Below are 24413 nucleotides of genomic sequence, written 5' to 3'. Positions count from 1 at the left end.
TGACCTCGGGGCGACCGGTCAGACCGTTTTGATAGATTCGATGCATGGGAGAACTTCAGGCGCGCATCATCGCCGAACTGCATGTGTCACCGACTATCGATCCAGCTGCCGAGATTCGCCGACGGGTGGACTTCCTCAAGGAATACCTGGTGAGTTCGGGTGCGAAGGGGTTGATCCTCGGCATCAGCGGCGGACAGGACTCCTCCCTCGCCGGTCGACTGGCCCAGCTCGCCATCGAGGAGCTCGACGACGCCGGACAGGAATTCGAGTTCGTGGCGGTCCGACTTCCGTATGCCGTGCAGCACGATGACGCCGATGGCGAACTCGCGCTCGACTTCATCCAGCCGCACACTGCTCTCACCTTCAACGTGCAGCGCGCGGTCGACGGGATCGCGGCCGAATACGAAGACAGCACCGGGGAGGCCCTGCCCGACTTCGACAAGGGCAACGCCAAGGCCCGGGAGCGCATGGTCGCCCAATACGCCATCGCCGGGGCGCGCGGACTCCTCGTGATCGGCACCGATCATGCCGCAGAGGCCGTCACCGGCTTCTTCACCAAGTACGGCGACGGAGGTGCGGACGTTCTGCCGCTCACCGGACTGACCAAGCGCCAGGGCAAGGCGCTCCTCATCGAACTCGGCGCGCCGAAGCACCTGTACCTCAAGGCGCCGACGGCCGACCTGCTCGACGGCAACCCCGGCCAGACCGATGAGGACAACCTCGGCCTGCGCTACGAGCAGATCGACGACTACCTCGAGGGTCTCCCTGTCGACGACGAGGTCGCTGCGGCCATCGAGGCCCGGTTCCTGAACACCGAGCACAAGCGTCAGGTGCCGGCGTCCCTCTTCGACGAGTGGTGGCGCTGAGCCGCTCGGCGCCCGCCGGACACCGTTAAGCACGAATCGCCCGGAGCATCGAATGCTCCGGGCGATTTTTTGTGCGTGGCAGCGCTACGGGTGGTTGATCGGCGCCGGACGTACCTCGAGGGCCTGCACGTCATCGAGGAGGCGCTGGGTCTCCGTCGACGGCGTGGACTGGCTGGCCGCGTGCACGCTCGGTGCGGGAGAGGCGGGGACGGGTGCGGCCGGAAGGGCCTCGTTGAACTGGTCGTGATGCTGCTGGGCAGCCCACGCATCCTGCTGGGCGAGAAGGCTCGATTCCGAGCTGGAATTCTGCGTCTTCCACCGGTCAAGGTCGCTCTGGAACACCTTGCGGGTACGGCGGGGCTTGTCCTGCCACTCGATCAGGCGATCGCGGAACTCCAGAAGGGCCGGCTCCAACTGGTAACCGAAGGTCGCCGAGGTGCGCTTGAGCTCGTTGAGCTGGTGCGAGGCCCAGTCGGCCGCGACACCCGCGCCGCGAATCGGAAGAAGGCGCACCTGGATGTCGGCCTGACCGACGGCACGGTCCGCCATGACCTGCTCCTGCGGGGTGAGCGAATTCCAGACGGATGCCTCGGTCGCGGCATCGATGAGAGCGCCGATGGCGGCGGCCTTGAGCTCCCGGTCGTGCTGGACGAGGAGCTGCTTGATAGCGCCGCGCCCGATCAGGGCGGTGAGAACGCCGGCGATCACGATCGCAGCGATGAACACCACGGCTGTGTTCACCACGGTCTGGTTGCTGGCTGCCGTGAGCCAGGATACGAAACTATTCCACCACGTCATGTGCCGCACTGTATCGCGAGCTCGGCGGCTTGGGCTGCTTTGCCGACGGCGTGCCTCAATGTGGGTGCCTCAATGTGGTCGGAGAACCCATGGCGGCCCGGCTCTTCATCGGAAGCAATCCGCCGCATCCGCCAGATGCCAGAAGGTGCCCAGGTCAAGCGTGCGGGTGGCCGGCAGCAGCCGCCGCGCGGCGAACGATTCTCCGCGGTCGTCGAGCTTGCGTTCGATGTGGCCGAGGACGGCGCCCGACCGGCCGGTGACCCGCCAGAGACCGTCCTTCACCGGGACCAGGGCGAGGCCGCGAACGGCCGCGATGTCGCGGCGAGGGGCTCGAAGCGGGGCCAGGAACGGGGTGTCGGTCATGGGGTCCTCCGGTGTCGGGTGGCGGGGTCTCGGGTGGCTGGTGCTGTGTTCAGCACGCTACGGGGGACTCCCGACATTCGAACCGTGTCCCGGTGGCCCCGGGGAGACCGGGACGCCGGAGGGCTAGGGCAGCTGGATGGCGCCGGTGACACCGGGACCGGCCAGGTCCAGGTCGACCGGCCGATTGGCCCGGGCCGTCTGGGCCACCACGATCCCGGCGAGGACGAGCAGGGCGCCGAGCGTCTGGACCCCGTCGAGGGTCTCGCCGAGCCAGAGGAACGCGAAGGCGAACGCGAAGATGACCTCCGATGCGGATACGATTCCCGCCGCGGTCGCGGTCAGGCGCGCGAGGGCCATATACGAGAGCAGGTACGGGGCGAACGAGCCGAGCACCCCGTTCCAGAGCAGGAGCGTCCAGAGGGGGGCCGCCACGGTGGCGAGATTGCCGTGCAGGCGCACGGACTCGGTGAGGAGTGCCGGGTCGATCTGCCACCATCCGCTGAGCAGCAGCCAGAAGGCGCTCGCGAACAGCATCGACCAGAAGGCCACGGCGAGCGGAGACGAGCTCGCGACCTGGCGCTCACCGACGAGGAAGTAGACCGCGAGGCAGATCGCCGCCGCGACGCCGGCGACGACCCCGAGCCCGGAAAGTGGGCTCGCCCAGATCTGCGCGACGATGGCCATGCCCACGAGCACACACCCGATCGCCCACCAGATCCGGGGCTTGACCCGTTCGTTGAAGACGAACCGCGCCACGAGGGCGATCAGGAGAACGCCGGAGTACTCGAGCATGAGTGCGATACCGACCGGGAGCAGGCTGATCGCGACGGCGTAGAACCACTGGATCAGCGCGACCCCGGCGACGCCGAGCAGGGCCATCACGGCGAGCTGGCGTCGGTCGATGCGGAACGCCGTGCGGTTCGTGACGAGCAGCACGGCGCCCGCGAGCACCATGATCACCGTGACCCTGACGAAGGTCAGCTGCGCGGGGGACAACCCCGCCTCAACGATGACTTTCGTCGTCGACCCGTTGAGCCCGAAGAGCAGGGACGCGAGGAGCGCGTACAGATACCCCAATCAGGAATCCCGGCCGGTGCCGTGCACCGCGAACGGCTCGATGTCCGTGATCTCGGCCTCGGTCAGCGTCGGCGCATCGAGGGCGGCGACGGTCTGTTCGAGCTGGTGCACGCTGCTTGCGCCGACGAGCACGCTCGTCACCTGCGGCTGGCGCAGGATCCAGGTCACCGCGAGTTGGGCGAGCGTCTGGCCCCGGCCGAGAGCGATCTCGTTGAGGGCGCGGGCTCGCTCGAAGTAGGTGTCCGTCAGGGCGTTCTCGGAGAGGAAACGGCTCGTCGCCGCGCGCGACCCTTCGGGGACGCTGCCGCCGAGGTACCGGTCGGTGAGGAGGCCCTGGGCGAGTGGGGAGAAGACGATGCTGCCGATACCGAGTTCGTCGAGCACGGGAAACAGGCCGTCCTCGATGTGCCGGTCGAACATCGAATAGCGCGGCTGGTGGATGAGCAGCGGGATCTTGTGCTCGGCAAGCGCCGCGGCGGCCGCCCTGGTCTCCTCCGGCGAGTAGTTGGACACGCCGACGTAGAGGGCCTTGCCCTGCTGGACGGCGGTCGCGAGGGCGCCCATCGTCTCCTCGATCGGGGTCTCCGGGTCCGGACGGTGCGAGTAGAAGATGTCCACATAGTCGAGGCCCAGGCGCCCGAGGCTCTGGTCGAGGGATGACAGCAGGTACTTGCGGGACCCGAAGTCGCCGTACGGGCCCGCCCACATGTCATACCCGGCCTTGCTCGACACGATGATCTCGTCGCGGTACGGTCTGAAGTCCTCCGCGAAGATCCGGCCGAAGTTGGTTTCCGCCGCACCGTATGGCGGGCCGTAGTTGTTGGCGAGGTCGAAGTGCGTGACACCGAGATCGAAGGCCCTGCGCAAGATGGCCCGCTGGGTATCGATGGGACGTTCGTGCCCGAAGTTGTGCCAGAGGCCGAGCGAGAGGGCCGGGAGCTTGAGCCCGCTCCGTCCGGTCCGGCGATAGGTCATGTCCGAGTAGCGGTTTTCAGCGGCGACGAAGCTCATGGGATCACTCTAGGGCCGCAGGGGGAGGGGACCCTCCTCAACAGGCATCCGTCCTGCGGTCTTGTCCCCGCAAACGGATGCCGCGGATCGTCCGTGTGTACACGGACGCACACTCGGACGTGACCCGGGGGCGTCGGAGACAGGCACGAGCGTCGCCCCCGGGCCTACGCCGGGCGAGCGTCCGGCGCCGACCAGGACGGGAGACACCATGAGCAACAGCATCACCGTGACCGGAATCGTGGCGACGACGCCGCGCCACCTCGTGACGAGCGCCGGCCTCGCGATCACCTCCTTCAGGCTGGCCTCCGGACAGCGCCGGTATGACCGGACCTTGCACAGCTGGGTCGACGCCGACACGAACTGGTATACCGTGACTGCGTTCCGCCATCTGGCCCACAACGTCGTGCGGTCGGTACGGAAGGGCGAGCATGTCCTCGTGGCCGGGCAGCTGCGGGTGCGAGCGTGGCAGAATGCCGAACGATCCGGTACCTCCGTCGAGGTCGAGGCGGAGGCGGTCGGCCATGACCTGTCCTGGTGCACAACGAACTACCTGCGACCGGTGACGGACACGGCAGCGGCCGCCCCAACCGCTGGTCCAACCGCCGCCCAAAGTGCTGCCCCAACCGCTGGCCCAGCCGCCGGCGCTGGCGAGCCGGCCGTGCGCTCGGTTTAGACTCGATGGCACTGGCCGCACCGCGGCCTCGGGAGGACAGACGTGCCGGCAGCACACAGGACGACACTCCGACCCGCGCTGGGCGTCGTCATCAGCGGCCTCGTTATCGCAGCCCTGGCCGGCTGTGCCTCAGGCGCCGCCGTACCGACGCCCGTGGCGACCACTCCCACGAGCACTCCGGTCGCCTCCGCGACGCCGACCGCCGCGGCCCCCGCGCCCGCAGTGCGACCCGAACTCGGCGCCCAGGCGAACATCGCATACTTCAACCAGGTCGCAGCGGCCGTGGATCCCGCGACGGGCGGTCGCGGCTTCGTGGACGCGCTCGTCGCCGCCGGATTCGACAAGGCGATGATCGAGGTCGGGTTCGACAAGACGAGCGTCAATCTCGATGCCGACTCCGTGCAATTCTCGGTCCGCTTCGCTGACGGGTGCCTGATCGGACAGAACGGGCCGAAGTCCGGCGGGTTCCACAGCATGGCCACCGCAGTGATCTCGACCGGCCGGTGTCTGATCGGGGCCACGCGGCAAATAGACTGGTAAGCACTATGGCCGAATTTATTTATACGATGGTCCGCGCACGCAAGGCGGTAGGCGACAAGCTCATCCTCGACGACGTCACGATGTCGTTCTTCCCCGGTGCCAAAATCGGCATCGTCGGGCCGAACGGTGCCGGAAAGTCGACGATCCTCAAGATCATGGCCGGCCTCGACACGCCGAGCAACGGGGAGGCGAAGCTCTCACCGGGCTACACCGTCGGCATCCTGATGCAGGAGCCGGAACTCGACGAGACCAAGACGGTCCTCGAGAACGTGCAGGAAGGCGTCGGCCCGATCAAGGCCAAGGTCGACCGGTTCAACGAGATCAGCGCCGCCCTCGGCGAACCCGATGCCGACTTCGACACCCTTCTCGCCGAGATGGGCACCCTGCAGGAAGCCATCGACGCCGCCGACGCCTGGGACCTCGACTCCCAGCTCGAGCAGGCGATGGATGCCCTCCGCACGCCCCCGGGAGACTCAGCAGTCTCAGACCTCTCCGGTGGTGAGAAGCGTCGCGTGGCGCTGACCAAGCTCCTGCTGCAGAAGCCCGACCTCCTCCTCCTCGACGAGCCCACCAACCACCTCGACGCCGAGAGCGTGCTCTGGCTCGAGCAGCACCTCGCCCAGTACGCCGGCGCCGTCCTGGCCGTCACCCACGACCGGTACTTCCTCGACCACGTCGCCGAATGGATCGCCGAAGTCGACCGTGGTCACCTCTACCCCTACGAGGGCAACTACTCGACCTACCTCGAGAAGAAGCAGGAACGACTTCTGATCGCCGGCAAGAAAGACGCGAAGATGGCCAAGCGTCTCGCCGACGAACTCGAGTGGGTCCGCTCGAACGCCAAGGGACGCCAGGCCAAGTCCAAGGCCCGCCTCGCCCGCTACGAGGAGATGGCCGCCGCGGCCGAGAGCACCCGCAAGCTCGACTTCGAAGAGATCCAGATCCCGGTCGGTCCCCGCCTCGGTGCCCAGGTCATCGACGCGAAGAAGCTGCACAAGGGCTTCGGCGACCGCGTACTCATCGACGGGCTCAGCTTCACCCTCCCGCGGAACGGCATCGTCGGCATCATCGGCCCGAACGGCGTGGGAAAGACCACCCTCTTCAAGACCATCGTCGGCAAGGAGCCGCTCGATGGCGGCGAGCTGAAGATCGGCGACACCGTCGACATCTCCTACGTCGACCAGGACCGCACCGGCATCGACCCGAACAAGTCGCTCTGGGAGGTCGTCTCCGACGGCCAGGACTACATCCAGGTCGGCAAGACCGAGATCCCGTCCCGCGCCTACGTGTCGACGTTCGGATTCAAGGGGCCCGACCAGCAGAAGAAGGCCGGCGTGCTCTCCGGTGGAGAGCGCAACCGCCTGAACCTCGCGCTCACCCTCAAGCAAGGCGGCAACCTGCTGCTCCTGGACGAGCCGACTAACGACCTCGACGTCGAAACCCTCGGCTCCCTCGAGAACGCGCTCCTCGAGTTCCCCGGTTGCGCCGTGGTCATCACTCACGACCGGTGGTTCCTCGACCGGATCGCGACCCACATCCTCTCCTACGAGGGCACGGACGAGAACCCGGCGAGCTGGTACTGGTTCGAGGGGAACTTCGAATCCTACGAGCAGAACAAAATCGAGCGGCTCGGCCCCGACGCCGCGAAGCCGCACCGGTCCGCGTACCGCAAGCTCACGCGCGACTAGGTCCCTCATGAAGCTGCACGTGCCGATCAGCCTGCGCTGGTCAGACCTCGACGCGTACGGCCACGTCAACAACGCCTCGATGCTGCGCCTCCTCGAGGAGGCGCGCATCCAGGCGTTCTGGCTCGACGACGAGGTGGACCCGGGCTCTGGGACCGGGACAGCCGTTCTCGACGGCCGGCCCGGCGCGGCGACGCTCACCGTGATCGCGCGGCTCGAAGCCGAGTACCTGTTGTCGATCCCGTACCTGCGGCAGCCGGTGGACATCCGCCTCTGGCTCGGCAAGCTCGGCGGCGCGAGCCTCGAGGTCTGCTACGAGGTCTGGGGGCCGGTGGACACCGAGCCGGCCGTGATGTACGCGCAGGCCAGTACGACGATCGTTCTCATCGACGCCGCGACGCAGCGCCCGCGCAAGATCAGCGCCGGCGAACGCGCCGCCTGGCTGCCCTACCTCGAAGACCCGGTACGGTTCACCCGCAGGGCGACCGTCCCGGAAGACTGAACGGCGCGCGGACGGACCGGACCGGGGCTGGATCACCCCGGTCGACCCGGGGAGCCCGGCGGCGGAGGAACCGGCTCCGCCGCCGGTTCCTCCGCCCGCTCAACTCGCGGTGACCGAGTCTCCCGAAACCGTGACGGTGATGCCGATCAGCGGCTTCGGGGCTGGGCCCGCGAGAACGGCGCCCGTCTTGGTGTCGAATTTCGAACCGTGGCACGGGCAGTCGAAGGACGTGTCGACGAGCTTCACGATGCAGCCCTGGTGTGTGCACACGGCGCTGAACGCCACGACGTTGCCCTTGGTCGGCTGGCTGACGAAAATGGCCTTGCCGTTCAGGGCGGTCTCGATCGAGCCGCCCACCGGGATGTCCGAGAGCTTGGCGACCACGGTCCCGCCGCTCCCGGCAGCGGCGGTGCCGCCGGCAGAGGGCGTCGCGGCAGCCGTCGAACCTCCCGACCCCGCGGCCGTGCCACCCGTCGTGGTCGGAGCGCACGCGGCGAGGGTCACGGCGGCGGTGCCTGCGGTGCCGATCAGCAGTGCGGTGCGGAGCGAGACCGCGGTGTCGTTCGTCATGATTCTCCTGGTGATGGTGGTCGTGGCGGTCGGTGACGGCGAATGCGGCTGTTCCTCGTTCGAAAGCGGGCGCTACTCGTTAGGGTGCTACTAGTTACTACGAGACCGGCCGGTCATCGGTTCAAAGCCGGTCAATGAAACCCGACCAACCTCGTCGCACTTCGTCGCACTTCGACGGACTTCGACGGACTTCGACGGAAACTGAACGAACGGCGCAGCGAGCCCGTGTTAACGATAGGAGGTGCGCGGTGACGGAGAAAGCCGGACGCGGGGAACGGCCCGTTGACGCGCGTGCCGACCTGCTGCGCGCCCTGCACGACACGCACGCCGCGGCCCTCCGTCGGTATGTGTCCCGGCTGACCGGGGATTCCGCCCTCGCCGACGACGTCGTGCAGGAGACGCTTTTGCGCGCCTGGCGACTGCCCCGGGTGCTCGAAGAAGCCGACTCCGCGCGCGCCTGGCTCTTCACCGTCGCCCGCCACCTCGTCATCGACGAATGGCGCTCGGCCAGGAACCGCCACGAGATCAGCACCGACGTGCTCCCCGAACGCCTGACGAAAGACGCGACGGCAGCGCTTCTGGACTCGTGGCTCGTGGCGGATGCCCTCGACGGCCTCTCCGCCGACCACCGGGCCGTCGTCGTCTGCGCGTACTACCGCGGCCAATCGGTCGCCGAGACGGCGCGCTCCCTCGATATCCCTGAAGGCACCGTGAAATCGCGCCTGCACTACGCCCTGCGCGCCATGCGCCTGAGCCTCACCGAAAGGGGAGTGACAGAGCGATGACGACGACAGGACCCGGCGCCGCAGGCAGCGAGCGCGACCGCTACGCCGAGTGGGATGCCGCGTACGTGCTCGGCGCGCTCGCGACCGAGGAACGCCACGACTACGAACGCCACCTGCGCAGCTGCGCGGACTGCACCCAGCGGGTCGCCGAGATTGCCGGGATTCCCGGGCTCCTCGGCCTCGTCCCGACGGCCCAGGTGCTCGAGTCCGAAGACCATGCGTTTGTCGCGCCGGGCCGCCCCGGGTCCACGGAATCCCCGGAGTCCGCCGCCTCACCTTCCGGCGACGACAGCCTGCCGCGGCTGCTCGCTGCTGCGCGACGCCGCCGCCGGCGCGGGCAAATGCTGCAGGCCGGGCTCATGGTCGCCGTGGCGGCCGTCGCGGCGACGGTGGCGATCGTGCTGCCGGCCCGGCTCGCCCCGGCAGGAGTGACGGAACCCGCCGGCGCGCTCGTCACGCTGCACCAGGTGGTCCCCAACCCGCTGAGCGCGGATGTCCGCCTGGTCGCTCAGCCCGGCGGTACCCGGATCGACGGCTCGTGCAGCTACGGCCTGCCCGAATCCGGCACCGGCAGTAGCACGGGTACCGGCACAGCGGCGGAGCGAGCGTACGCGATGTTCGTCACGGACCGGAACGGGGAGGCGACGCAGGTCGCGAGCTGGCTCGCGGGCCCGGGGATGACCGTCCCTCTCTCGGGCACCACGAAACTGGCCGCGGACGAGATCTCATCGGTGGACATCCGTTTGCAGCCCAGGGGCATCGTTCTGCTCGCGGTCGAGCCGGGGCTGGAGTCGGCGCAGTAACCGCACCTATTCCTTGTTGGCGGGAACCCGGACCATGCCCTCCTGGGCGACGGTCGCGAGGAGGAGGCCTGCCCGGCTGTAGATGCTGCCGGTGGAGAGGCCGCGTCCGCCCTGGGCGGTGGGGGAGTCCTGGACGTAGAGCATCCATTCGTCGACGCGTCCGAAGCGGTGGAACCACATCGCGTGGTCGAGGCTCGCGACCTTGAGGCCCGGCGTCGCCCAGGCGATGCCGTGGCGGCGCATGACGGGCTCCATGATCGAGTAGTCGCTCGCGTACGCGAGGGCGGCGCGGTGCAGGTCGGGGTCGTCGGGAAGCGCGCCGAGGGTCTTCATCCAGACGGCCTGGTGGCTGGTGTGCTCACCCTTGACCTGCAGGTAGATCGGCGAGGGAACGTGCCGCATGTCGAAGGGGCGTTCGCTCGCCCAGTAGCGGGCGATCGTGTGGTCGACCTGGGCGAGGGACTCGGCAGCCGTCGGCAACGACTCCGGCTCCGGCAGCCCGGTCGGCATGTCGATGTGGTGTTCGAGGCCCTCGTCGTCGTCCTGGAAGGAGGCGATCATCGAGAGGATCGGGCTGCCGTTCTGGTAGGCCTGCGTGCGCCGGGTGGAGAAGGAGCGGCCGTCGTGGATCCGGTCAACGGAGAACGTGATCGGCTGGCTGACGTCGCCGGGACGCAGGAAGTAGCCGTGCATCGAGTGGACGTGGCGGTCGTCGGGCACGGTGCGCATCGCGGCGACGAGGGACTGCGCGAGGACCTGTCCGCCGAACACCCGGCCGAGGGGCATCCACTGCGACGGGCCGGTGAAGATGTCTTCGCTCGTGCGGGCCCCGGTATCGGTCAGGTCGAGGGCGTTCAAGAGACCTTCCATCGGCATGTCCATGCGTCCTCCTCGGCAGTGTGTGCGAAGTCGGTATGAGCCTCGCCGTACCTTGGTAGTTTAGGAGCAGATGAGCCAGTCATTTATTCTCACGGATTCCTTTGCCCTCAGCGATCTGCAGGTCTACCTGTCGCGCGCCAGCCGTGTCGAGGACGGTTCGGTGCGCCTGATTTCGGCCGCCGGTGCGCTCGCGGTGTATTCCGCGATCCTCTACCCGCGCGGCCTCCTCGACGGGAGCCCGACCGTGCTTGGCCTGCGCACCTTCGGCCTCGACGAACCCGTCGACCTCGACGCGGTCGTGCCGGTGCGTTCCCTCCTCGACCGGGTCGCCCGCCGCGCGGCCGCGGGCGGCGACTCCGAGGCACCGGTCGCCGTGACCGTTCCCCTCGAGGTCACGACGGTGACCTGGGCCGGCATCTCCCCGCCGCGGGGCGGCTGGAAACTGCTCGGCGAGACGGATGCCGCGCTCCTCACGGGCGCCGCGGCCGCCGGTATCGACGAGGTCGCCGGCACCGTGCCGCGGGACTCCGGTGCGCAGGTCGTGCAGCGGGTCCGTTCCGAGGTGTGGGGCCGCCCGATCGCCGGACTCGAGATTGTTCCTGCCGGAGCGGCATTCGCGGCGGTGAGTCTCGGCTTCCTGCCGAAGGACGAACCGGTGCGTCTCTTCGAGACCGGGCCCTGGACCCGGCTCAGCACGAGCCGCGGCCACATCCTCGTGCGCCGCAAGCCCTGGTCCCTGCGCGCCTGACCGGAGTACGCGTCCGCCGGGGTCCCGACCGGAGCATGAACTACGATGAACGCGATGAGGGAACGAACCAGGGTCGAGCTCGGGCGCCGGGAGGACCTCGGCGCCGACTGCGCCAGGTGCTTCGGACTCTGCTGTGTCGCCCTGGCCTTCGCCAGGTCGGCCGACTTCCCGTTCGACAAAGCGGCCGGCGATCCCTGCGAGAACCTCGACGAACACGACGCGTGCCGCGTGCACGCGGAGTTGCGCCCCCGGGGATTCGCCGGCTGCACGGTGTTCGATTGCTTCGGTGCCGGCCAGAAGGTCTCGCAGCACTCCTTCGCCGGCCGGTCCTGGCGGGACGACCGGGCCACCAGGGACGCCATGTTCGCGACCTTCCCGATCGTGCGGCGGCTGCACGAACTCCTCTGGTACCTCGACCAGGCGATCGGACTCGTCGGAGATGCGGGTGACCCGGCGCCACTGCTGGCGCGCTTCGATCACGTCAGCGCACTCAGTCGCGAGCGGCCGGACACGCTCATGGGCCTCGACGTCGACGCGGAGTACGCGGCCGCGCGCCCGCTGCTCCTCCGGGCGAGCGAGGACGCGCGCAGGGTCGTCGCCGGAGTGAGACGGGACCGAGGAGTTCGGCGCCGGCTCGGACCGGGCAGCGACCTGATGGGTGCGGCACTCTCCGGTGCGGACCTTCGTGGACTGAGCCTGCGTGGCTCCCTCCTGATCGGAGCGGATCTCAGCGGCGCCCGCCTGTCGCACTGTGACCTGCTCGGCGTTGACCTGCGCAATGCGAACCTGGCCGGAGCTGACCTCTCCGGCGCGATCTACCTGACCCAGATGCAGGTCACGAGCGCCCGCGGCGACGACCGCACCCTCCTGCCCAGGGGATTCGTCCGGCCCTCGCACTGGAGTGCAGGGGAACAGAACCGCCCGTGAGACGGTATCTCAGATACGGAGGTGCTCAGCGGGTGATCCGGCGCCGTCACCGGACGCGAGCAGTGCCGCCCAGATGTCGGCACGGGCATGGAAGGTGCCGAAGTCCCGCCCGAGGAGTGTCTCGGCCTGGCTCACCCGGGCCCGCACGGTGTGCCGGTGCACACCGAGTTCCGTGGCCGCCGGTCCGAACTGGCCGTTGTGCTCGAGCCAGACCCGCAGCGTGCGGACGAGATCGGTGCCGTGGACGTCGTCGTGCGCCGTGAGCGGCTGGAGGGTCGCCCGGCCGACTTCCGAGGCATCCGTGCCAGCGAGGAAGGCGAGAACGCCCTGCCGGGAGATCACGTCGAACTCGACGATGCCGGGCGAACCCTCGTGCGATCGTTCCAGGGCCTGGCGGGCCTGGGCGAGGGCGTGCGGCAGCTCACGATACCGGGCACGGTCGGAGAGGCCGAGGTGGAGCCCGAAGCCGACGAGCTCATCGAGCAGGGGTCCGGCGCTCGCGTCGACGCACAGGACCACGAGGCCGCCCTGCCGCGCGAAGAACAGGTGACCGGGACTCTCCTCGACCCGGAGCTCGAGGAACTCGGTCAGGGCGTCCAGCCGGCCCGGCGCGGGGTCGGTCACGGCGACCCGCACCGGCTCGAACGGGAGCGGCCCCCACATCTCGGCGGAGGTCGCCTGCACGAGGTCGATGTCGCCGCCGAGCAGGGCGTGCAACAGACCCGACCGGAGGAGACCGCGCGCGCGGTCGAGCGCACTGTTCTGCTCGAGCGCGAGCCCGGCCAGCGCGATCACGCTCGTCACGACCTCCTGGCTGGCCTGGTCGAGCTCGCCGGGCCCCCCGTGGGCGAGGACACCGCGTAACTGGTCGCGTCTGCCCAGGGTCTGCAGGGTGACCGTTTCCCCGCCGGCCGAGATGGAGGTGCTGGCCCGCTGCCCGCGCCGGATCAGCTGGGCCGCTTCGCGCTGCGCCCGGTCGAGGGAGCCGCGTGAAGCGGATGCCCCCGCGAAGGTGTCCCGGGGGAAGACCCGGTCGAGGGACCCGCTCATGTCGAAGAGTGCGACCCAGTGGCCGAGCTGCCGGGATAGCTCGCTGAGGGTCGCGCTGAGCCCGTCCGGGCGGAGCGCCGCAAGCGCGATCGCCCTCTGGGCGCTGAGCGCCCAGGTGTTCCTGGCATAGCGGAGTTCGGCGACGAGGTCGCCCGCCGCCCGGGCGACGGCGATGAACGGCGTCTCGTACGGCACTTCGACGAGCGGGAGTCCGCGGGACTGACAGGCCGCGACGAGGGCGTCTGGGGTGCCGGAGCGGAGGACTTCCGTGCCGAAGCCCAGGCAGACGATGCCGCGGTCGCGCAGCCGGGTCACGTAGTCGAAGTAGAACGCGTCCGTGAGGACTTCCGCGAACTGGCGCCCGGTCGTCAGCAGCACCTGGTGTGCGGACAGGAACGGAGTCGGGTCGGCGAGGTCGGAGCTGTGCACCCATTCGACGGGTTGGTCGAGGGCGTGCGGCGGCAGGCCGGCCTCGGGGGTGAGGAGGCGCAGCCGCAGGTCCGGCTGGCCGAGCAGGCGGCGCAGTCCGGGAAGTGGCGGCGGTGCGGTGATCGGGGACATGCGCCGAGTGTACAACGTGTCGAAAGTTGCCAGGCAATCTGTACAGTGCGGCGAGCGCGCCGCGGTCGACGGTCTGCCTACCATGACACTTGACATCGACGCCGCACAGTCGATGCACCTCGGTCCCGAACTGGAGCAGCCATGACAATCGTCGCATCCCCGCCCACCTCCATTCCGGTCGGCGGCCCGTCCCTCCCTCAGGAACGCCGCCTCGTCACCAGCATCCCCGGACCGAAGTCGCAGGCGCTGCAGGCCCGAAAGACCGCCGCGGTCTCCGCGGGCGTCGGAGTGACCTTGCCCGTCTACATCGTCGCTGCCGGCGGAGGAGTGCTCGTCGACGTGGACGGCAACTCCCTGATCGACCTCGGCAGCGGCATCGCCGTGACCGGCGTCGGAAACAGCGCGCCCCGCGTCGTCGAGGCCGTCGCCGCCCAGCTCGCCCAGTTCACCCACACCTGCTTCACGGTCGCCCCGTACGATTCCTACATCGAGGTCGCCGAGGCGCTCAACCGGATCACCCCCGGCGACCACGCCAAGCGCACCGCCCTGTTCAACTCCGGTGCCGAAGCCGTCGAGAACGCCGTCAAGATCGCCAGGCACTACACCGGACGGCAGGCCGTCGTCGCCTTCGATCACGCCTACCACGGCCGCACCACGCTGACCATGAGCCTCACCGCGAAGAACCAGCCGTACAAGAACGGTTTCGGCCCGTTCGCCGCCGAGGTCTACCGGGCGCCCATGTCCTACCCGCTGCGTGACGGCGGACTCGACGGCGTCGTCGCCGCGAAGCGCGCCATCTCCCAGATGGAGAAGCAGATCGGCGCCGAGAACCTCGCCGCGCTCATCATCGAACCGATCCAGGGCGAGGGCGGTTTCATCGTCCCGGCCGCGGGCTTCCTGCAGACCCTCCTGACCTGGTGCCGCAGCAACGGGGTCGTCTTCATCGCCGACGAGGTCCAGACCGGCTTCGCCCGCACGGGCGCGATGTTCGCGTGCGACCACGAGGGCATCGTGCCCGACCTGATCGTGATGGCCAAGGGCATCGCCGGCGGCCTCCCGCTCTCCGCGGTCACCGGCCGCGCCGAGATCATGGACGCCCCGCAGGTCGGCGGCATCGGCGGCACCTACGGTGGCAACCCGCTCGCCTGCGCTGCGGCCCTCGCTGCCCTCGACACCTACGAGAGTGAGAACCTCGTCGAGCGCGCCCGCGAGATCGGCACGATCCTCACCGGCCGGCTGAACGCCATCCGTGCCTTCGACAAGCGCGTCGGAGACGTCCGGGGCCGCGGCGCGATGATCGCGATCGAACTCGTCGACTCGGCGACAGGCGAACCGGATGCCGCCCTCACCTCCCGTGTCGCGGCAGCCGTCCACGCGCAGGGCGTCATCGTCCTCACCTGCGGAACCTACGGGAACGTAATCCGGTTCCTGCCGCCGCTCAGCATTTCGGATGAGCTCCTCGTCGAGGGACTCCAGGTCGTCGCACGCGCATTGGCGAACGCATGAGCCTGCTCGAGGCCCGGCCGGCCGTGCCGACCGGCGCGGTCGCCGGCATCCGCCCCGCCACACCAGCCGCCACCCCGCTCGTCGACGCCCGGTCGCAGCTCAGCGATGCCGTGGCCCTGCTCGGCTACCCTGACGGCCTGCACGCGCTTCTCGCGACCCCGCGCCGCGAGCTCACCGTCGCCGTGCCGCTGCGCCGGGACGACGGCAGCACCCGCCTGTTCACGGGCTACCGGGTGCAGCACAACTTCTCCCGCGGCCCGGCCAAGGGCGGCCTGCGCTACAGCCCGCACGTGACCCTCGACGAGGTGCGCGCCCTCGCGATGTGGATGACCTGGAAATGCGCCCTCCTCGACGTGCCATACGGTGGTGCCAAGGGCGGCGTCACGATCGACCCGCGCGAATTCTCGCTCCCCGAGCTCGAGCGCGTCACCCGCAGGTACACGAGCGAGATCCTGCCGATCATCGGCCCGGAGAAGGACATCCCGGCCCCGGACATCGGCACCGACGAGCGCACCATGGCCTGGATGATGGACACCTACTCCGTCAACGTCGGCTACACAGTGCCCGGGATCGTCACCGGCAAGCCGATCAGCCTCGGCGGCTCGCACGGCCGGGCGAGCGCGACCAGCCGCGGCGTGACCCACGTCGCCCTCGCCGCCCTCCGGCACCGCCGGATCACCCCGTACGGCGCGACAGCGGCCGTACAGGGGTTCGGCAAGGTCGGCCACGACGCCGCCATTTTCCTCGCTGACGCGGGGGTGCGGGTGATCGCGGTCAGCGACCAGTACGGCGCCGTCTACAACGAGCGCGGCATCGACTTCGCCGGGCTCGACGCGCACGTCGCGGCGACCGGGCGGGTCGTCGGCTTCGCCGGTGCGGACCCGCTCGACGGCGACGCCCTGCTCGAGCTCGACGTCGACCTGCTGGTCCCCGCAGCGGTCGAAGGTGTCCTGCACGCCGGGAACGCTTCCCGCGTGACGGCACGCGTGATCGTCGAGGGCGCGAACGGCCCGACCTCCCCGGCCGCCGACCGGATCTTCGCCGCGAACGGACAGCTCGTGGTCCCCGACATCCTGGCGAACGCGGGCGGGGTGCTCGTCTCCTACTTCGAGTGGGTGCAGGGCAACCAGGCCTACTGGTGGAACGCCGCAGAGGTCGAACAGAAACTCGAAGAGCGGATGCTCGCCGCCTGGCAGCAGGTCGTCGAAACCGCCGCCTCCCGGGACCTCTCCCTGCGGGCGGCGGCGACGGTCCTCGCCGTCGAACGCGTCGCCGAGGCGCACCTCCTCCGCGGGCTCTACCCCTGACACCCGTTCGCTTCCCACCGCCTGCCGCACCTGCTCCGTGACCGAAAGAGAACACCCGTGACCAGTCTCACCACCGAGAACCGACCCCTGAGCCCCGCCTCCCGCGAGAGCACCACCACGGGCACCGAGAGGGAGACCGAACTCCTCGCCCGGGTCCCCGACGGTCTCTACATCGACGGTGCCTGGCAGCCCGGCACGGGGGAGCCGATCATCGTGACCGACCCGGCCACCGGGCACGAGCTCAAGCGGATCGCCAACGCGGGCGTCGCCGACGGCGGCCGTGCCCTCGACGCCGCGGTCGCCGCCGCTCCCGCCTGGGCGGCGACCGCACCCCGGGTGCGGGCCGAGATCCTCCGTCGCGCGTTCGACCTGCTGCAGGAACGCCGGGAGGACTTCGCCCTGCTCATGACGATTGAAATGGGCAAGCCGCTCGCCGAGGCACGCGCGGAGGTCGGCTACGGCGGGGAATTCCTGCGCTGGTTCAGCGAGGAGGCCGTCCGGGTCGGCGGACGCTACGGACAGACCCCGGAGGGCACCGGCCAGATGGTGGTCTCCCAGCGCCCGGTCGGCCCCTGCCTCCTGATCACCCCGTGGAACTTCCCGCTCGCGATGGCGACCCGCAAGATCGCCCCCGCGCTCGCCGCAGGGTGCACCGTCGTGATCAAGCCCGCCGAACTCACCCCCCTCACCACGCTCCTCTTCGCCCAGCTGCTCGAGGACGCGGGCGTTCCCGCCGGAGTCGTCAACGTGATCACGACCGCGGACTCCGCCGCGGTCGCCGCACCTCTGATCGCAGACCCGCGGCTCCGGAAGCTCAGCTTCACCGGGTCGACGGGAGTCGGCCGCGCGCTGCTTCGTCAGGCCGCCGAGGGAGTGCTCCGCACCTCCATGGAGCTCGGCGGCAACGCGCCCTTCCTCGTCTTCGAGGACGCGGACCTGGACCGGGCCGTAGACGGCGCCATGCTCGCCAAGTTCCGCAACATCGGGCAGGCCTGCACGGCCGCGAACCGCTTCATCGTCCACGAGTCCGTCGCGGCCGAATTCGCGCGCCGCCTCGTTCTCCGGGTCGAAGCCCTCCGCATCGGCCGAGGCACCGAGGCGGACGTGACGATCGGCCCGCTTGTCAACGAGGCGGCCGTCGCCAATACCGAGAACCTGGTCCGCGACGCGCTCGACCGCGGAGCGACCCTCCTCACCGGTGGGTTCCGCCCGAAAGGGCCGGGCTCGTTCTACGCGCCCACCGTCCTCACCGATGTGGCCGCGGACAGTGACCTCCTCCGCCAGGAGATCTTCGGACCTATCGTCGGGATCATCACCTTCGCCGACGAGGACGAGGCGATCCGCCTCGCCAACGACACCGAGTACGGGCTGATCAGCTACGTCTTCACCGAGAACATCGCCCGCGGCCAGCGGATGATCGCCGGGCTCGATACGGGCATGATGGGACTCAACACGGGACTCGTGTCCAACGCCGCCGCGCCGTTCGGCGGCGTCAAGCAGTCCGGGCTCGGCCGGGAGGGTGGCCTCGAGGGAATCCACGAGTACCTGTCCCCGAAATACACCCTCATCCCCGCGTCATGAACGACCCGCACGATCTTCGAACGACCTCGCAGCACCCACGTATAGAGGAGTTTTCATGACAACCAGAATCGACCGCGACATCGTCATCATCGGCGCAGGGGCATCCGGCCTGACCGCAGCAACGTCGCTGCGCCGGGCCGGCCTCACCGTCGCTGTGCTCGAAGCCCGCGACCGGGTCGGCGGCCGACTGTGGACCGACGACATCGAAGGAGCGACGCTCGAAATCGGCGGCCAGTGGGTGTCGCCGGACCAGCACGCGCTCAAGGAGACCCTCGCCGAACTCGGTCTCCAGACCTACTCCCGGTACCGCGCCGGAGAGAACGTCTACATCAACGACTCCGGGGTACGCACCCGCTTCGAGGGCGAGATCTTCCCGGTCTCCCCGGAGACCCAGGCCGAGATCGTCGCCCTCATCGCCACCCTCGACGAGCTCGTCGCCGAGGTAGACCCCGACCGGCCGTGGGCGCACTCCCGGGCCGCGGAACTCGACCGGATCTCCTTCGCCGGGTGGCTTGAAACCCAGACGGAGGACCAGGAAGCCCGCGACAACGTCGCGATGTTCATCGCCGGCGCCATGCTGACCAAGCCCGCGCACGCCTTCTCCGCCCTGCAGGCCCTGCTGATGGCCGCGAGTGCCGGTAGTTTCAGCAACCTCGTCGACGCCGACTTCATCCTCGACGAACGCGTCGTCGGCGGCCTCCAGCAGGTCCCGCTGCTGCTCGCGGAGCAGCTCGGAGACGACGTACACCTCGGCCAGCCGGTGCGCACCCTGCGCTGGGACGACGAGGGCGTCGTCGCGGTCACCGACGGACTCGAGGTGCACGCCCGCCGGGCGATCCTCGCGCTTCCACCGACACTGCTGAGCCGGATCTCCTTCGAACCCGCCCTGCCCCGCCGCCAGCACCAGCTGCACCAGCACCTCTCGATGGGTCTCGTGATCAAGGTCCACGCGGTCTACGAGACCCCGTTCTGGCGCGAGGACGGCCTCTCCGGCACCGCGTTCAGTCCCTACGAGCTCGTGCACGAGGCCTACGACAACACCAACTTCGGCGACGACCGCGGCACCCTCGTCGGCTTCGTCTCCGATGAGGCAGCGGATGCCGTCTTCCGGCTCCCCGCGGAGGAGCGCCGGGCGCGCATCCTGCTCTCGCTCTCGCACTACTTCGGGGACAAGGCTCTCTCGCCGGCGGTCTACTACGAAAGCGACTGGGGCAACGAGGAATGGACCCGCGGAGCATACGCCGCGAGTTTCGACCTGGGTGGCCTCGCCCGTTACGGCGCGGACCTGCGCACCCCTGTCGGGCCGATCCATTTCTCCTGCAGCGACCTGGCCGGCAAGGGCTACCAGCACGTCGATGGGGCGATCCGGATGGGTCGCGACACCGCTGCCGCGATCGCGGCCGTGCTTGAGCCGGTGCTCGAGCCGGTCGGGGCGTTGACGAGCGTCCTGAACTAGGCAGCCGCCGGGCGCGCGCTCGCGGCGTCGGCTACGTCTCGCGGCGGTGCATCGAGCGCGCGCCGCGAGACGCGCCGCGAGCCGCGAGCGGTCGGCCGCGCCCCGAGACGGATGCTGCCCCTCGGCGTGGCCGTTGCGCGTTGTCGTGTTCGTGGCGTGTCTTTCGTCTCGCGGCGTCGCTTCCACCGCGCGCCGCGAGACGCGCCGCGAAACGGATGCTGCGCCTCGGCGTGGCCGTGGCGTGTCTTTCGTCTCGCGGCGTCGCTTCCGCTGCGCGCCGCGAGACGCACCGCGCGCCGCGAGACGCGCCGCGCGCCGTTACCGGTGCGGCCGGGGGTCAGACCGCGGCGGCGGCGGCCCGCCCCGCGATGCGTCCGGAGAACAGGCATCCGCCGAGGAACGTTCCCTCGAGCGCCCGGTAGCCGTGCATGCCGCCGCCGCCGAAGCCGCTCGCTTCGCCGGCGGCATAGAGGCCAGGCACGGGCGTACCGTCCGGGCCGAGGGCGCGGGCGGAGAGGTCCGTCTCGATGCCGCCGAGACTCTTCCTGGTCAGGATGTGCAGCTTGACCGCGATCAGCGGGCCCGCGTGCGGGTCGAGCAGGCGGTGCGGGCTCGCGACGCGGATCAGGCGGTCGCCGCGGTAGTGCCGGGCCTGGCGGATCGCCGTGATCTGGGCATCCTTGGTGAAGGCGTTGTCGAGTTCGCGGTCGCGGGCGCGGATCTCGCGCTCGACCTGGGCGAGGTCGAGGGGAGCATCGGGGGAGAGCCGGTGCATGCCCGCGAGCAGGTCCGGCAGGGTGTCGGCGACGACGAAATCGGCACCGTGCTTCTTGAATGCCTCGACCGGGCCCGGAGCACCCTTCGAAACCCGTTTGGCCAAGAGGGCCAGGTTCTTGCCGGTCAGGTCGGGGTTCTGTTCGGAGCCGGAGAGCGCGAACTCCTTCTCGATGATCTTCTGGGTGAGGACGAACCAGCTGTGTTCGTGGCCGGTGCGCAGGATGTGTTCGAGCGACCCGAGCGTGTCGAAGCCGGGGAACAGGGGCGCGGGCAGCCGAGTCCCCGTCGCGTCGAGCCAGAGCGAGGACGGACCGGGCAGGATCCGGATTCCATGCGCCGCCCAGACCGGGTCCCAGTTTGCGATGCCCTCCGGGTAGTGCCACATCCGGTCCCCGTTGATCAGCCGGGCGCCGGCCCGCTCGCTGATGCCGAGCATCCGTCCGTCGACGTGCGCGGGCACGCCGGACAGCAGCTCTCGTGGCGCCGTACCGAGCCGGGCCGGCCACTGGGCGCGGACTTGTGCGGGATTGCCGCCGATGCCGCCGCTCGTCACGATGACGGCGGATGCCCGCAGTTCGAAGTCGCCGACGACCTCGCGCGAGCTGGGTGCGCCTCGGGGCGCGTCGCTCGGGGCGAGGATGCTGCCGCGCACGCCGATCACGACGCCGTCCCGGGTGAGGAGCTCGTCGACCCTGCGGCGGTGGAGCGCCGTGACGAGGCCGGACCGCACGCCTTCCCGCACGCGCTCGATGAAGGGGGCGAGAATGGCCGGACCGGTGCCCCAGACGATGTGGAACCGGGGCACGGAGTTGCCGGGACCGAGGGCTGTGGTGCCGCCGCGTTCGGCCCAACCGACGACCGGGAAGAAACGGATGCCGAGCGCGCGCAGCCAGGCGCGCTTCTCGCCGGCCGCGAAGTCCAGGTAGGCCTCCGCCCAGCGGCTCGGCCACAGGTCCTCGTCACGGTCGAAGCCCGCGGTGCCGAACCAGTCCTGTCTGGCGAGGCCGGCGGAGTCGTGTACCCCGAGCCTGCACTGCTCAGGCGAGTCGATGAGGAACAGGCCGCCGAACGACCACCAGGCCTGGCCGCCGAGCGAAGCGGGCGGCTCCTGATCGAGCAGGATGACCCGCTTTCCTGCAGTGACGAGCTCAGCCGTCGCGACGAGCCCGGCGAGGCCGGCCCCGACCACGATCGCGTCGGCCTCGCTCGGATCCCCGTGAGGGGATGTCGCTCGGGGTCCGGTCGCGTGCGGGGGAACCGTGCTCATCGTGACTCCAGTGTCAGAAGGGCAGCGGGAGTCGAATGCCTATCGGGCCCGCGGGGCGTCGCTTCACGCGATGCTGGCTCCCATGCTAGCTGTGCGGTTCCCCGGATTCACTCCAACTGGTGAGCGCGTTTTTGCTGGTGAGGAGGATGGGTTGCTGTCGGGGGTCGAGTCCGGGTGGTGGGGTGAGCCAGTATCGGCCCCTGTTGTCGCGGGTGATGCGCCAGTGTTCGTTGTGGAGTCTGAGGTGGTCGGCCCGGCAGAGCAGGATCCCGTCGTCGAGGTTGGTTTCGCCGGAGTCGTCTTTCCAGTGGTGGATGTGGTGGGTTTCGGTCCAGGAGGGTGGTCGGTCGCAGCCGGGCCACATGCAGCCGCCGTCGCGAATAGCGAGGGCGGCCCGTTGTGCGAGGGAGAAGGTGCGTTGTTCGCGGCCGAGGTCGACACCACTGCCGTGGTCGTCGAAGGTCACGTCGAGGATCCCGCTGTCGCACTGATTGCGTTCGAGGGTTTCGGTGGAGACGGTGACCGCTGTCCCCTCGATGACGCCGGGCTGGAGTGCGGGCGCCTCTGTCGCGCGGTTCGCCTCGGCATGGGATGCGAGCTCATCCGCGGCGGCGGGAGTCGACCCGCCCGGTTCCATCCCACCGGCTGCGGCCCCGATAGACGCGGTGCCGACCTGAGTAGTCCCGGCCGATACGGTCCCGGTTGGTGCGGTCCCGGTGGGTGCCATACCGGTCGATACGGCCCCGCTTGGTGAAGTACCGGCGGGTGTGGTGCTCGTGGGGCGGATGGTGACCATGCGGACGGCGGGGCTGCGGCCGCCGGCGATGCGCTTGGGGTCGGCCTTGACGCCGAGTTTGGTCAGGGCGAGGAACGCGTCCGCGGTGAGTTGTTCGCTCGTGCGCGGGTCGTCCTGCACCCGCTTCGCCCAGGCCGCCTGCTCCTGGTCCACGAACCGCACCCCACCCCGGCGGGGGCTCGTGATGGCGTCGTAGGTACTCATCAGGTACTCGCCGTCTTCCGGGGCGAACAGCCCCACCATGCGCACCTGGCCGGTGGAGAGGCGCCAGAACCGCAACGACCGGTCGTCGTAGGCGGCTTTTTCCCGGGCGGCGATGCCGGCCTCATCGAGTACGTCCCGCACCCGGCGGGCCCGCTTGAAGAGCTGGTCCGCGTTGAGGGTTCGTGCTTCGGCGAGGAGCCGGGCGAGGGCGCTGGCGAGTTTCTCCGGGGTGATCGCCCGGTCCAGGTCGCCCAGGCCTTTGCGGAGCGCATCGGCCTTCTCAACGCTCAGCCAGCCCTCGGCGAGGGCCCGACCGATCGGGGCGTGCCACGGCGGCACCGCGGCCGGTGGCACCACCGGCGGCAGGTTCGGCACTGTCCCGTCGCGGGGTGGCGGTCCGTCGGCCCCGTCGGACCCGTCGAGGGGCGGGGTTCCTTCGAGCGGCTTCTGCGCGTCTGCGGCCTCCCGGGCGGCCCTCTCAGCGGCATCGGTCTCGGCCAGCAGCCGTCCCACCCCGAGGAGCTTGACGGCGTCGCCCTTGCTCGACCCGGAGATGGACTGCAGCAAGTCCTCCGGGTTCCGGAACCCCTTCCGGGCCGCAAGCCCCTTCCCGCCGAGCTCGGGACGCGACCGCCGGGCGAGGGTCGCCGCCATCCACGCGGCACACGTCTCCAGCGCCCGCCGGGAATCTGCGATCAACGCTTGCCCGGCGAGAACCTGCTCGTCGCTGAGCGCGTCGTAGTCAGCTGACGACCTGCCCAGGGCCGCGACAGCATCCGGCACCAGCACAGTGGCGGAGGCGCGGGGAGACGCACCGCCGTGCGACTGATGGGGCGAAGTGGGCGACTCCGGGAGAGTGGTCATGCCTCAAAGTTACGACCGACCACCGACATTCCTTGAGCCAGGCTCAGTTTTGTGGAAACATCCCCTGATCAGGTATCTGTTGAGGAGAGGCCCCCGAGATAACGGGTGCCTTAGCGATCCCGGTCACCCGCCCTCCCGTCATTCCCGGTGAGTGGGGGCTAACTCAGGAAGAACCGCCGGATGCGCGCGAACAGCCCCGAGATTCCGCTCCGCTGGACACCGCCGCACACAAATCTCCTGAGTTGGCCCCCGCCACGTGAGGGACCCACTTCGGACGCCCGCTATGACCCGACTGAACCCGAGTGGACGTCGACGGAACACCGTCGGCCGTGGATACAAGGGGGAGTACCAGAGGGAGAGGGCGCGGTCAGTCGTCGAAGGTGTTGAGCATGGCGTGTGCCGCGCGCTCGAGGTAGTCCCAGAGCACGGTGCGCTGCAGCTCGGGGAGCTCGCAGGAGTCGACCGCGGCACGCATGTGCAGCAGCCAGCGGTCGCGGGCGTCCGGGTTGACCTTGAACGGCTGGTGTCGCTGGCGCAGCCGCGGGTGCCCGCGCTGTTCGCTGTAGGTGCCCGGGCCGCCCCAGTACTGCTCGAGGAAACCGGTGAGCCGCTCGGCCGCCGGGCCGAGGTCGTCCTCCGGGTACATCGGCTTCAGCACCGGGTCACCCGCGACGCCTCGGTAGAACTCGGTGACGAGTCTCTCGAAGAAGGGTCGCCCGCCGACCTGCTCGTAGAACGAGGCGCCGATCGCCGCGCCGTTCTCTCCGTTGCGTAGCAACACCCGGGCGGGCAGTGCCGGGTCGACCGGGGTCGGGGC

Annotated in this window: 23 protein-coding genes; 13 read left to right on the top strand and 10 right to left on the bottom strand. The window is 69.7% G+C overall.

Features of this window, described 5'->3' with window-relative positions:
- The first annotated feature begins 44 nt into the window (after positions 1-44).
- Positions 45-866, top strand: coding sequence for an ammonia-dependent NAD(+) synthetase (gene nadE / locus QN350_RS01740; RefSeq protein WP_281535211.1), 822 nt, complete (start codon positions 45-47; stop codon positions 864-866).
- 84 nt (positions 867-950) lie between these two features.
- On the opposite strand, the gene QN350_RS01735 is transcribed toward nadE, so the two are convergent.
- The 4 genes from QN350_RS01735 to QN350_RS01720 form a co-directional block, all read right to left on the bottom strand.
- Positions 951-1664: a hypothetical protein gene (locus tag QN350_RS01735; protein WP_322140113.1), complete on the bottom strand. Its 714-nt coding sequence runs from the start codon at positions 1662-1664 to the stop codon at positions 951-953.
- Between the two features lie 105 nt (positions 1665-1769).
- The gene (locus QN350_RS01730; protein ID WP_322140112.1) at positions 1770-2027 is read right to left on the bottom strand and encodes a hypothetical protein; all 258 of its coding nucleotides are present in this window, start codon (positions 2025-2027) and stop codon (positions 1770-1772) included.
- Between the two features lie 123 nt (positions 2028-2150).
- Complete coding sequence (locus QN350_RS01725) at positions 2151-3104, bottom strand: DMT family transporter (protein ID WP_322140111.1); 954 nt, start codon at positions 3102-3104, stop codon at positions 2151-2153.
- Positions 3105-4115 carry an aldo/keto reductase gene (locus QN350_RS01720; protein WP_322140110.1) on the bottom strand — a complete coding sequence of 337 codons (1011 nt, stop codon included), beginning with the start codon at positions 4113-4115 and terminating at the stop codon, positions 3105-3107. It abuts the gene before it with no gap.
- Positions 4116-4323: 208 nt separating this feature from the next.
- Between QN350_RS01720 and QN350_RS01715 the strand changes: the two genes are divergently transcribed.
- The 4 genes from QN350_RS01715 to QN350_RS01700 are packed head-to-tail and all read left to right on the top strand — an operon-like array spanning position 4324 to position 7515.
- Positions 4324-4788 (top strand): single-stranded DNA-binding protein, encoded by a 465-nt coding sequence (locus tag QN350_RS01715; RefSeq protein WP_322140109.1) that lies wholly within the window; start codon positions 4324-4326, stop codon positions 4786-4788.
- A gap of 42 nt (positions 4789-4830) precedes the next feature.
- On the top strand, positions 4831-5328 hold the full coding sequence (locus QN350_RS01710; protein ID WP_322140108.1) for a DUF6993 domain-containing protein: 498 nt from the start codon (positions 4831-4833) through the stop codon (positions 5326-5328).
- Positions 5329-5333: 5 nt separating this feature from the next.
- The gene (gene ettA, locus QN350_RS01705) at positions 5334-7016 is read left to right on the top strand and encodes an energy-dependent translational throttle protein EttA (RefSeq protein ID WP_322140107.1); all 1683 of its coding nucleotides are present in this window, start codon (positions 5334-5336) and stop codon (positions 7014-7016) included.
- A gap of 7 nt (positions 7017-7023) precedes the next feature.
- The gene (locus tag QN350_RS01700) at positions 7024-7515 is read left to right on the top strand and encodes a thioesterase family protein (protein ID WP_322140106.1); all 492 of its coding nucleotides are present in this window, start codon (positions 7024-7026) and stop codon (positions 7513-7515) included.
- 99 nt (positions 7516-7614) lie between these two features.
- Here QN350_RS01700 and QN350_RS01695 read toward each other — a convergent pair whose 3' ends face one another.
- Positions 7615-8085: a Rieske (2Fe-2S) protein gene (locus tag QN350_RS01695; RefSeq protein ID WP_322140105.1), complete on the bottom strand. Its 471-nt coding sequence runs from the start codon at positions 8083-8085 to the stop codon at positions 7615-7617.
- 248 nt (positions 8086-8333) lie between these two features.
- Between QN350_RS01695 and QN350_RS01690 the strand changes: the two genes are divergently transcribed.
- Positions 8334-8870 carry a sigma-70 family RNA polymerase sigma factor gene (locus QN350_RS01690; RefSeq protein WP_322140104.1) on the top strand — a complete coding sequence of 179 codons (537 nt, stop codon included), beginning with the start codon at positions 8334-8336 and terminating at the stop codon, positions 8868-8870.
- Entirely contained in the window at positions 8867-9673 is an 807-nt protein-coding gene (locus QN350_RS01685) for a zf-HC2 domain-containing protein (RefSeq protein WP_323515644.1), read from the top strand. The genes QN350_RS01690 and QN350_RS01685 overlap by 4 nt, the downstream gene beginning before the upstream one ends.
- Positions 9674-9679: 6 nt before the next feature.
- Here the strand turns inward: QN350_RS01685 and QN350_RS01680 are convergent, their stop codons facing one another.
- A complete protein-coding gene (locus QN350_RS01680; RefSeq protein ID WP_281535200.1) occupies positions 9680-10555 on the bottom strand; it encodes an acyl-CoA thioesterase in 876 nt (291 codons plus the stop codon).
- A gap of 67 nt (positions 10556-10622) precedes the next feature.
- Between QN350_RS01680 and QN350_RS01675 the strand changes: the two genes are divergently transcribed.
- Positions 10623-11300, top strand: coding sequence for a hypothetical protein (locus QN350_RS01675; RefSeq protein ID WP_323507816.1), 678 nt, complete (start codon positions 10623-10625; stop codon positions 11298-11300).
- A gap of 54 nt (positions 11301-11354) precedes the next feature.
- Positions 11355-12227: a pentapeptide repeat-containing protein gene (locus QN350_RS01670; protein ID WP_322140101.1), complete on the top strand. Its 873-nt coding sequence runs from the start codon at positions 11355-11357 to the stop codon at positions 12225-12227.
- Between the two features lie 9 nt (positions 12228-12236).
- On the opposite strand, the gene QN350_RS01665 is transcribed toward QN350_RS01670, so the two are convergent.
- Complete coding sequence (locus tag QN350_RS01665; protein WP_322140100.1) at positions 12237-13838, bottom strand: PucR family transcriptional regulator; 1602 nt, start codon at positions 13836-13838, stop codon at positions 12237-12239.
- A 141-nt stretch (positions 13839-13979) separates the two neighbouring features.
- Here QN350_RS01665 and gabT point away from each other — a divergent pair, with 141 nt between their 5' ends.
- From gabT to QN350_RS01645, 4 genes are all read left to right on the top strand, one after another.
- On the top strand, positions 13980-15344 hold the full coding sequence (gene gabT, locus QN350_RS01660; protein WP_281535195.1) for a 4-aminobutyrate--2-oxoglutarate transaminase: 1365 nt from the start codon (positions 13980-13982) through the stop codon (positions 15342-15344).
- Positions 15341-16651 carry a Glu/Leu/Phe/Val dehydrogenase gene (locus QN350_RS01655; RefSeq protein ID WP_322140099.1) on the top strand — a complete coding sequence of 437 codons (1311 nt, stop codon included), beginning with the start codon at positions 15341-15343 and terminating at the stop codon, positions 16649-16651. Before gabT ends, QN350_RS01655 begins: the two co-directional genes overlap by 4 nt.
- 87 nt (positions 16652-16738) lie before the next feature.
- Positions 16739-18232: an NAD-dependent succinate-semialdehyde dehydrogenase gene (locus QN350_RS01650; RefSeq protein ID WP_322140435.1), complete on the top strand. Its 1494-nt coding sequence runs from the start codon at positions 16739-16741 to the stop codon at positions 18230-18232.
- A gap of 55 nt (positions 18233-18287) precedes the next feature.
- Entirely contained in the window at positions 18288-19688 is a 1401-nt protein-coding gene (locus tag QN350_RS01645) for an NAD(P)/FAD-dependent oxidoreductase (RefSeq protein WP_322140098.1), read from the top strand.
- 337 nt (positions 19689-20025) lie between these two features.
- Here QN350_RS01645 and QN350_RS01640 read toward each other — a convergent pair whose 3' ends face one another.
- The 3 genes from QN350_RS01640 to QN350_RS01630 form a co-directional block, all read right to left on the bottom strand.
- Positions 20026-21732: an FAD-binding dehydrogenase gene (locus QN350_RS01640; protein WP_323502501.1), complete on the bottom strand. Its 1707-nt coding sequence runs from the start codon at positions 21730-21732 to the stop codon at positions 20026-20028.
- 85 nt (positions 21733-21817) lie between these two features.
- Positions 21818-23596 carry an HNH endonuclease signature motif containing protein gene (locus QN350_RS01635; RefSeq protein ID WP_322140096.1) on the bottom strand — a complete coding sequence of 593 codons (1779 nt, stop codon included), beginning with the start codon at positions 23594-23596 and terminating at the stop codon, positions 21818-21820.
- A 367-nt stretch (positions 23597-23963) separates the two neighbouring features.
- Positions 23964-24344 carry a globin gene (locus QN350_RS01630; RefSeq protein ID WP_322140434.1) on the bottom strand — a complete coding sequence of 127 codons (381 nt, stop codon included), beginning with the start codon at positions 24342-24344 and terminating at the stop codon, positions 23964-23966.
- Between the last annotated feature and the right edge of the window lie 69 nt (positions 24345-24413).

Source organism: Cryobacterium sp. 10I5, assembly GCF_035019865.1.
In the GTDB taxonomy this organism is placed as follows: Bacteria; Actinomycetota; Actinomycetes; order Actinomycetales; family Microbacteriaceae; genus Cryobacterium; species Cryobacterium breve_A.
The sequence above is the reverse complement of the archived record's forward strand: the minus strand, read 5'-3'. Positions and strand labels throughout refer to the sequence as shown.

Excerpts from the sequence above, each read along its gene's own strand:
- nadE (WP_281535211.1), top strand. The coding sequence starts at position 45 with ATGGGAGAACTTCAGGCGCGCATCATCGCCGAACTGCATGTGTCACCG.
- QN350_RS01735 (WP_322140113.1), bottom strand. The coding sequence starts at position 1,664 with ATGACGTGGTGGAATAGTTTCGTATCCTGGCTCACGGCAGCCAGCAAC.
- QN350_RS01730 (WP_322140112.1), bottom strand. The coding sequence starts at position 2,027 with ATGACCGACACCCCGTTCCTGGCCCCGCTTCGAGCCCCTCGCCGCGAC.
- QN350_RS01720 (WP_322140110.1), bottom strand. The coding sequence starts at position 4,115 with ATGAGCTTCGTCGCCGCTGAAAACCGCTACTCGGACATGACCTATCGC.
- QN350_RS01715 (WP_322140109.1), top strand. The coding sequence starts at position 4,324 with ATGAGCAACAGCATCACCGTGACCGGAATCGTGGCGACGACGCCGCGC.
- ettA (WP_322140107.1), top strand. The coding sequence starts at position 5,334 with ATGGCCGAATTTATTTATACGATGGTCCGCGCACGCAAGGCGGTAGGC.
- QN350_RS01700 (WP_322140106.1), top strand. The coding sequence starts at position 7,024 with ATGAAGCTGCACGTGCCGATCAGCCTGCGCTGGTCAGACCTCGACGCG.
- QN350_RS01695 (WP_322140105.1), bottom strand. The coding sequence starts at position 8,085 with ATGACGAACGACACCGCGGTCTCGCTCCGCACCGCACTGCTGATCGGC.
- QN350_RS01685 (WP_323515644.1), top strand. The coding sequence starts at position 8,867 with ATGACGACGACAGGACCCGGCGCCGCAGGCAGCGAGCGCGACCGCTAC.
- QN350_RS01680 (WP_281535200.1), bottom strand. The coding sequence starts at position 10,555 with ATGGACATGCCGATGGAAGGTCTCTTGAACGCCCTCGACCTGACCGAT.
- QN350_RS01675 (WP_323507816.1), top strand. The coding sequence starts at position 10,623 with ATGAGCCAGTCATTTATTCTCACGGATTCCTTTGCCCTCAGCGATCTG.
- QN350_RS01670 (WP_322140101.1), top strand. The coding sequence starts at position 11,355 with ATGAGGGAACGAACCAGGGTCGAGCTCGGGCGCCGGGAGGACCTCGGC.
- QN350_RS01665 (WP_322140100.1), bottom strand. The coding sequence starts at position 13,838 with ATGTCCCCGATCACCGCACCGCCGCCACTTCCCGGACTGCGCCGCCTG.
- gabT (WP_281535195.1), top strand. The coding sequence starts at position 13,980 with ATGACAATCGTCGCATCCCCGCCCACCTCCATTCCGGTCGGCGGCCCG.
- QN350_RS01655 (WP_322140099.1), top strand. The coding sequence starts at position 15,341 with ATGAGCCTGCTCGAGGCCCGGCCGGCCGTGCCGACCGGCGCGGTCGCC.
- QN350_RS01645 (WP_322140098.1), top strand. The coding sequence starts at position 18,288 with ATGACAACCAGAATCGACCGCGACATCGTCATCATCGGCGCAGGGGCA.
- QN350_RS01640 (WP_323502501.1), bottom strand. The coding sequence starts at position 21,732 with ATGAGCACGGTTCCCCCGCACGCGACCGGACCCCGAGCGACATCCCCT.
- QN350_RS01635 (WP_322140096.1), bottom strand. The coding sequence starts at position 23,596 with ATGACCACTCTCCCGGAGTCGCCCACTTCGCCCCATCAGTCGCACGGC.